General features: G+C 73.4%; 6 protein-coding genes. 2 read left to right on the top strand and 4 right to left on the bottom strand.

Going from position 1 to position 6,482, the window contains the following annotated elements:
* The first annotated feature begins 75 nt into the window (after positions 1–75).
* Positions 76–753: a response regulator transcription factor gene (locus AE652_RS04315; protein WP_049649771.1), complete on the top strand. Its 678-nt coding sequence runs from the start codon at positions 76–78 to the stop codon at positions 751–753.
* Positions 754–823: 70 nt separating this feature from the next.
* On the opposite strand, the gene AE652_RS04310 is transcribed toward AE652_RS04315, so the two are convergent.
* Positions 824–1,708 (bottom strand): aminoglycoside phosphotransferase family protein, encoded by an 885-nt coding sequence (locus AE652_RS04310; RefSeq protein ID WP_082345227.1) that lies wholly within the window; start codon positions 1,706–1,708, stop codon positions 824–826.
* Between the two features lie 339 nt (positions 1,709–2,047).
* Between AE652_RS04310 and AE652_RS04305 the strand changes: the two genes are divergently transcribed.
* The gene (locus AE652_RS04305) at positions 2,048–2,797 is read left to right on the top strand and encodes a serine protease (protein ID WP_159028347.1); all 750 of its coding nucleotides are present in this window, start codon (positions 2,048–2,050) and stop codon (positions 2,795–2,797) included.
* A 129-nt stretch (positions 2,798–2,926) separates the two neighbouring features.
* Here AE652_RS04305 and AE652_RS04300 read toward each other — a convergent pair whose 3' ends face one another.
* The 3 genes from AE652_RS04300 to AE652_RS04275 all read right to left on the bottom strand — a co-directional run.
* On the bottom strand, positions 2,927–3,502 hold the full coding sequence (locus AE652_RS04300; protein ID WP_049649768.1) for a SitI3 family protein: 576 nt from the start codon (positions 3,500–3,502) through the stop codon (positions 2,927–2,929).
* A gap of 45 nt (positions 3,503–3,547) precedes the next feature.
* Positions 3,548–5,551 carry a hypothetical protein gene (locus AE652_RS46150; protein ID WP_159028346.1) on the bottom strand — a complete coding sequence of 668 codons (2,004 nt, stop codon included), beginning with the start codon at positions 5,549–5,551 and terminating at the stop codon, positions 3,548–3,550.
* A gap of 233 nt (positions 5,552–5,784) precedes the next feature.
* Positions 5,785–6,482, bottom strand: a 698-nt coding sequence (locus tag AE652_RS04275) for an MFS transporter (protein WP_049649763.1), incomplete at its 5' end; no start/stop codon positions are given.

The following is a 6,482-nucleotide window of genomic DNA, read 5'->3' as shown; positions in this document are numbered from 1 at the left end:
GGGCCCCGGGCCCGGGGCAGGATGGACCGTGGAGGCCGTACTCGACCTCACCCCCGACCCGACAGGCGGCCCCGCGTGACCACCCTCCTCATCGTGGACGACCAGCCCTTGCAGCGGTACGGCTTCCGCATGCTGCTGGAGAGCCAACCCGACACCGAGGTCGTCGGCGAGGCCGCCCACGGCGCCGAGGCCGTCCGGCTCACCGCCGACCTGCGGCCCGACGTCGTCCTGATGGACATCCGCATGCCCGGCATGGACGGCATCGAGGCCACCCGCCGGATCGTCGCCACCGGCGGCCGCTCCCGCGTCCTCGTGCTGACCACCTTCGACCTCGACGAGTACGCCCACTCCGCCCTGCGGGCCGGCGCCAGCGGCTTCCTCCTCAAGGACGCCCGCCCCGAGGAGCTGCTCTCCGGGATCCGCGCCGTCGCGGTCGGCGACGCCGTCGTCGCCCCCGCCATCACCCGGCGCCTCCTCGACGCGTACGCCCACCACCTGCCGACCCGACCGCCGGGCGCCGCCCCCGTCGAGGACAGCCGCCTGAACGCCCTCACCGACCGCGAGCGCGAGATCCTCGTCGCCGTCGCCCAGGGCTGGAGCAACAACGAGATCGCGAGCCGCCTCGTGCTCGCCGAGTCGACCGTCAAGACCCACGTCAGCCGCGTCATGGCCAAGATCGGCGCCCGCGACCGCGTCCAGGCCGTGATCTTCGCCTACGACCGCGGCCTCACCCGCCCCAACCCGCCCGTCTGACGGCCGCCCGCCGCCCGCCGCGCGCTGTCTTCCAGCGCGCCCCTACGGCCCCTACGACCCCTACGGCCCCTCAGCCCCGATCGGCGAGGATCCCCGAGAGCACGCGGCGCGCGTCACGGGCGTCAGCGCCGTCCTCGCCCAGGCTGTTGGCGCACGAGACGAGCGTCTTCCATGGCGCCCAGCCGCGTCCGCGCGCCCACGTGGCGTCGTCGACGCCCAGCCGCCTCCGGAACAGGTCGCGGCCGTCGGCCGAGAGCAGGGTCCACGCGATCGCGAGGTCGCAAGCCGGGTCCCCCACGCCGCACGTACCGAAGTCGATGACGGCGGCGAGCCGTCCGTCCTCAAGGAGCAGGTTTCCCTTGGCGAGGTCGCCGTGGAACCAGACGTCGGCCCCGTCCCACCGCGCCGCGAGCGCCTGGGTCCACAGCTCGTGTGCCGACGCGACGTCGACGTGGCCGCGCAGCCCGTCCAGCGCACCGAGCACCTGCGCCTCGTACGTCCGCAGCGTCGCCCCACGGAACCAGTTGTGCTTGCCGGGCTGCGGCCTCTCCGAGGCATCGACGCCCCGCAACGCGGCGACGAAGTCGGCCAGGCCCCCGGCGAAGCCGATCGGATCGACGACCGACTCGAACGTCGCGGGCGTGCCGTCGATCCACCCGTAGACCGACCACGCGAACGGGTAGGCCGCACCAGGACTCCCCTTCGCCAGCGGCACCGGGATCGGCAGCGGGAGAGCGGCTGCCAGCTCGGGCAGCCAACGGTGCTCCTTCTCCACGGCCAGGGCGTACTCCTCCGCGCTGGGCAGGCGGAGCACCATGTCCTCGCCCAGGCGGAAGGTCCGGTTGTCCCAGCCGCCGTTCTCCACAGCCGTCACAGGCAGTGCGGCCCACTGCGGGAACTGCTCGGCCACGAGCCTCCCCGCCTGTTCGGCACTGACGGTGATCCGCTGGGGCATCGGCCCGAGATCCGGAACATCGTTCAACAGACACCCCTTGGCTGGCTCTGGTGTGAGCGGACGGACGCTTGCGCCACGCGAGTAGAACCCACCCGACACAGGTTCGACAACCGGTATTCGTCGAGCCCCGTGGCACCGTGCCGAGGCTCGCCCATGAGCCCTACGGGTGAGGACGTGGTGGCCGCAAATCCGACGGGGAACGCCTGGGTGCGGTGGCAGCGCGCCACCCCAGCGGAGTGGAAGAGGCATCAGATGCACAGCGCAGGCAACGTCACCCCCGGTGACGGACGGGATCGCAGAACGGGGAGAGCGGCAAGGAGTGCGGCGGGGAGGAGGGTGGTGGCACGGGCCGTGGCGGTGCTCGCGGCTGCCGCGGGCCTCGTGGCCGCACAGGCCTGCCCCGCGGCCGCCGTCATCGGCGGCACACCGGTGGCGTTCGGGCAGATCCCCTACGAAGTCGTGCTGCAGAACCCTGACGGCGGCCTCGACTGCGGCGCCACCATCATCGACCAGACCCACGTCGTGACCGCCGCGCACTGCCTCGACCCGCTCGTCCTGACCGGGTACTCGATTCGCTACGGCTCCCTGGACGACACCTCCGGCGGCACCGTCGTCCCCGTGGACCGGGTGATCGACCACCCGGCCTACAACCCGCTGTTCCCCCACGAGAACGACATCGCCCTGCTGGAACTCGCCGCTCCCATCCAGTACGGCGCCGACGCCCAGCCCGTCACCCTGCCCGCCCAGGGCAGCGACGCCGCGCCCGGCTCGCAGGACACCGTCTCCGGCTGGGGCATCACCACCACCCGGGCCACCAACACCGTCCTGGAGAGCCTCACCGTCCCTGTCGTCTCCCGGGATACCTGCAGAGCGAAGTACGGCTCCACCGGCCAGTTCATCTTCGCGAGTTCGCTCTGCGCCGGAGGAGCGAACGTCACCTGCCAGGGCGACGGCGGCGACCCCCTCACCTCCAACGGCACCCTGGTCGGCATCGCCTCCTGGGGCGCCCCGTGCGGACAGTCCGGCTACCCCGACGTCTTCACCCGTGTCGGAAGCTACGTCGACTGGATCCGGGCCAACAGCGGCTGACGCCCGGACGGCACCCGGACACGACGGGAGGGCCCGGCCGCTGGTTGCGGCTGGGCCCTCCCGTGTGGTCTTCGGGCGCTTTTGTGCCCCCTGGAGCGATGGCACTCCTTCAGTTCGATCCCACGGGGTTCAGTCCCAGTCGGTGAACTCGTGCGTCCGGCGGCGGTACGGCCCCGGGAGGGCGGCGAGGCGGTTCGGCGGCCACGCGTCGGAGTTCTCGCTGAGGGCCAGCACGCCGTCCTGGCGCACCAGCCAGACGTCCTCGTAGTCGAGGTGCAGGACCGCGTCACCGGGCACCTGCGCGAGGAGGCCGTCGGTCAGGCGGGTCATGTCGTCCTGCTGGCCGGGGATGTCGGTGTGCTTGCCCAGCCGGAACGCTACCGAGACGGTCGGGGTGAAGACGCGGCCGCCGATCCGCGGGTCCCCCCAGGGAGTGGGCCTGCAAGGGGTCACCCGGATCCAGGTGCCGTGCTCGGTGAGCGCGCCGTCTCCGAGCAGGGTGTCGACGCTTGCGGTGGCGTCGAAGAGCCGCATCGGCCGGGCGGCGTCGGTGAGGCTCCGGGCGACCTCGGCCGTGGTCCATGTGGTCACCAGGTCGAGGCTGTAGGAGATCGCCATCTCCGTCCCTCCCTCTTTCTCCGGGCTGAGGGAGACCACCTTGCCGTACATGTCGATCACCGTGATGGTCGCGCCCGCCCCGGACACAGGACAGCGGTGTGACGTGGTGATGCCCCGGCGGGCATCACCACGTCACGTCCTCACCGTCAGGCGAGCTTCTGACAGAGCAGCGCGTAGGGTCGGGCCGCCCAGAGCTGCCACCAGGGCTGGGTGTAGGCCAGGCCCGCGGCGACCTCGTCGTTGGCGCACTGGCCCTTGGCGAAGCCGTAGGAGAAGTCGCCGCCGGCGGCTGCGGCGGGGCGGTTGTCGCCCTTGTCGAACCAGAGCGTGCGGGTCGATGTCCCCAGCGGGGCTGCGGACTTGGCGCAGAGCGCGCCCATGGTGCGGCCGTTGCGGCTGTAGCCGGTGAGGACGGAGCCGGCCGGGCACTGGGCCTTGGCGTAGCCGGGTGCCCAGTCGGTGGTCACGTAGGTGCCGCCGTGGTCGACGACGTACGCGTGGCCGGCGTCCCAGAGGTCCGGCTTCGTGACGTCCGTGCACAGGCCGTTGTCGCCGCCGTGGCTGAGGCCGATCAGCCGGGTGCCGTCCGGGCAGGAGGCCTTGAGCGCGCGCGGGTCCCAGTCCGGCCGGGTCTTGAGGTAGGCGGAGCGGTTGTCGTCGAACAGGCCCGGCGCTGAGCGCGGTCCAGTTCACCAGGGGCACCGGGGACTGTCCGGCGCCCACCGAGACGAGCGGCCATTCGCGGTGGAAGGCGAGGAAGGGCAGGTCGGCCTCGAGGATCGGGGTGCCGAGGATGGCGAGCCGGGCCATCAGCGCCCCGTTGATGTCGAGTCCGCCGTAGAGGGCGGCCGTGCCGTTGACGGTCGGCGTGGTGCTGGTGCCGTCGAGGACGACGGAGCCGTTGACGGCGGCCCGCAGGTACGGCTCGATGGAGGCCTTCACGCCGACCGTGTCGTACAGGGCGATCGAGCCTTCGGCGAGCAGGCCGGCCTTCGCCGAGGCGGAGCCCCTCAGGTCGAGGCGCAGCGGGGAGACGGTGGAGTTCCCGGGGTCGGTGGTGGTGGTCCAGCCCGGGCCCTTGACGTAGTCGGAGTGGACGCCCCACTGGCCGTCGTAGGCCTGCTCGGCGTCGAGGGTGACGGTGCCGTCGGCGCTGACGTCGGCGGAGAGGGTGAAGGCCAGGTTGATCACGACGGGCAGCGGGCCCACCATCACCACGGGGCTGGCGCTGTACGTGGCCAGCGGGATCCGGACCGGCCCGGTGCTCGCGGTGAGGTTCGCGCTGACCCGCCAGTCCGCGTGCGCGCCCAGGGTGAAGCCGACCCGGGCCTGCTGGGGGTCGATGAGGCCGAGGCCGCCCTGGTAGGAGAAGTCGATCGCCGGGTGGAGCGAGACCGAGCCGGACAGCTTCGCCGAACTGCCGTCGGGCAGCGGGACGGTGGCGTCGGCGCTCAGCCCCAGGCTGCCGGAGACGGAGCCCTGGCCGGAGGTCGCTCCGAAGTCGGTGACGACCTTGACGCCGCCGATCTGCGGGTGGACCTCGAAGCTGCTCGGGCTGACGGCGCTGCGCAGGTTGGTGCTGGTGCCGCCGAGCAGTTCGGGGAGGGTGGCCGGGCGGGTGGTGACGGCCACCTTCCCGTCGGCGGTCGACTGCACACCGGTGACGGCGACCAGCGCGCCGTGCGGGGCCGCCGGGGTGGGCGGGCTGTCGATCAGCTGCCCGGGCTGGACGGCGGACGCGGCGTCAGCGGCCGTGGCCTGGGCGGACAGCGACTGCGGACCGGCGGTGGCCGGTGCGAGCACGGCGGTGCCGGTGCCCGGGTCGAAGGAGGAGAGCGCGAGGACGGGAGCGGTGGTGGCGGTCGCCGGCGCGCTGCCCTGCGCCGGGGCCGCCACCGTGGCCGCGGCCGTGCCGGACGTCGGGGGCGCCAGTGTCGCCGACGTGCTCGGGTCGGCGGACGAGGCGGACGGGTCGGTGGGCGCGGCAGGCGCGGTGGTCGAGGGCGCGGTGGTCGAGGTGGTCGCGGTGGTGCTCGCGGCGGCCGGTGAGGCCGCCGCCCCGGTGAGGGCGGCGCCGCAGAGGAGGAGCACGGTGGTTGTCGCCGCGGCTGACAGCGTCAGCTTGCGCACGGTCACGTGGAGGGTCCCTTCGGGGTCAACGGTGCTGGGGCAGTGGTGACTTGTGGCGGGACGCACAGCTCGGAGTCGTCGCACGGACTCTCGAACCGCCGGGTAACATAGCACTGACGGACAACCCTGTTGACTGGTTCATGCAAATCCCGGGTCACGACCACCGAGACTTCACCGCGCTGGGGCGGGGCCTTCCCCTCGGGTTCACCCGGCACTCGGCGCCCGGCACCGTGGCACCGTCAGCCGCCCCGCCTGCCGAGACGGGCCGTGGCCGGGAGGCCGACGAGCAGCAGGAGTAGGGCCGCCGCGGCGTAGGCGAGGTGGTGGCCGCCCAGGGACAGCTCGCCGTGGCCCGCCGCGCCGACGCTCTGGGCGACGCCGGCGAGGACGGTGGGGCCGATGCCGCTGCCGATCTGCAGGGCGGTGGCCGTGACCGCCGAGGCGGTGCCGTGGGCCTGGTCCGGCACCTCGCGCAGACCGGTGACGGTGATGGCGGGGAAGGCCAGGCCCTGCCCGATGCCGGTGACGACCAGGCCGGCCAGCACCGGTCCGAGGTACGGGCTGTGCTCCCCCGCCGCGCACCACAGCAGCACGCCGCCGGCGGTGAGCAGCAGGCCCGCGGCCAGCAGCGGGCGCGGTCCGCGGGTCCTCATCAGCCGCCCGGAGACCAGGGCGGCCGCGGCCACGGCCAGGCTGACGGGGAGGACCGCGAGGCCCGAGACGGCCGGCGGCATGCCGTGCACCTGCTGGAGGTAGAGCGGCAGCAGGAACAGCGACCCGGTGACGCAGAAGTAGAACGCGCCGGCCACCACCGCCGCGGTCCGCACGCCCGGCGTGCGCAGAAGGTCCCGGTCCAGCAGGACCGCGTCCCCGCCCCGGGTGCGCCCGCGGCGCCACCACAGCCAACCCCCGGCCACGGCGGCCGCCAGCAGCGCGG

This window comes from Kitasatospora sp. MY 5-36, from assembly GCF_001182915.1.
Classification (GTDB): Bacteria; Actinomycetota; Actinomycetes; order Streptomycetales; family Streptomycetaceae; genus Kitasatospora.
This window is presented reverse-complemented; position numbering and strand designations above follow the sequence as displayed.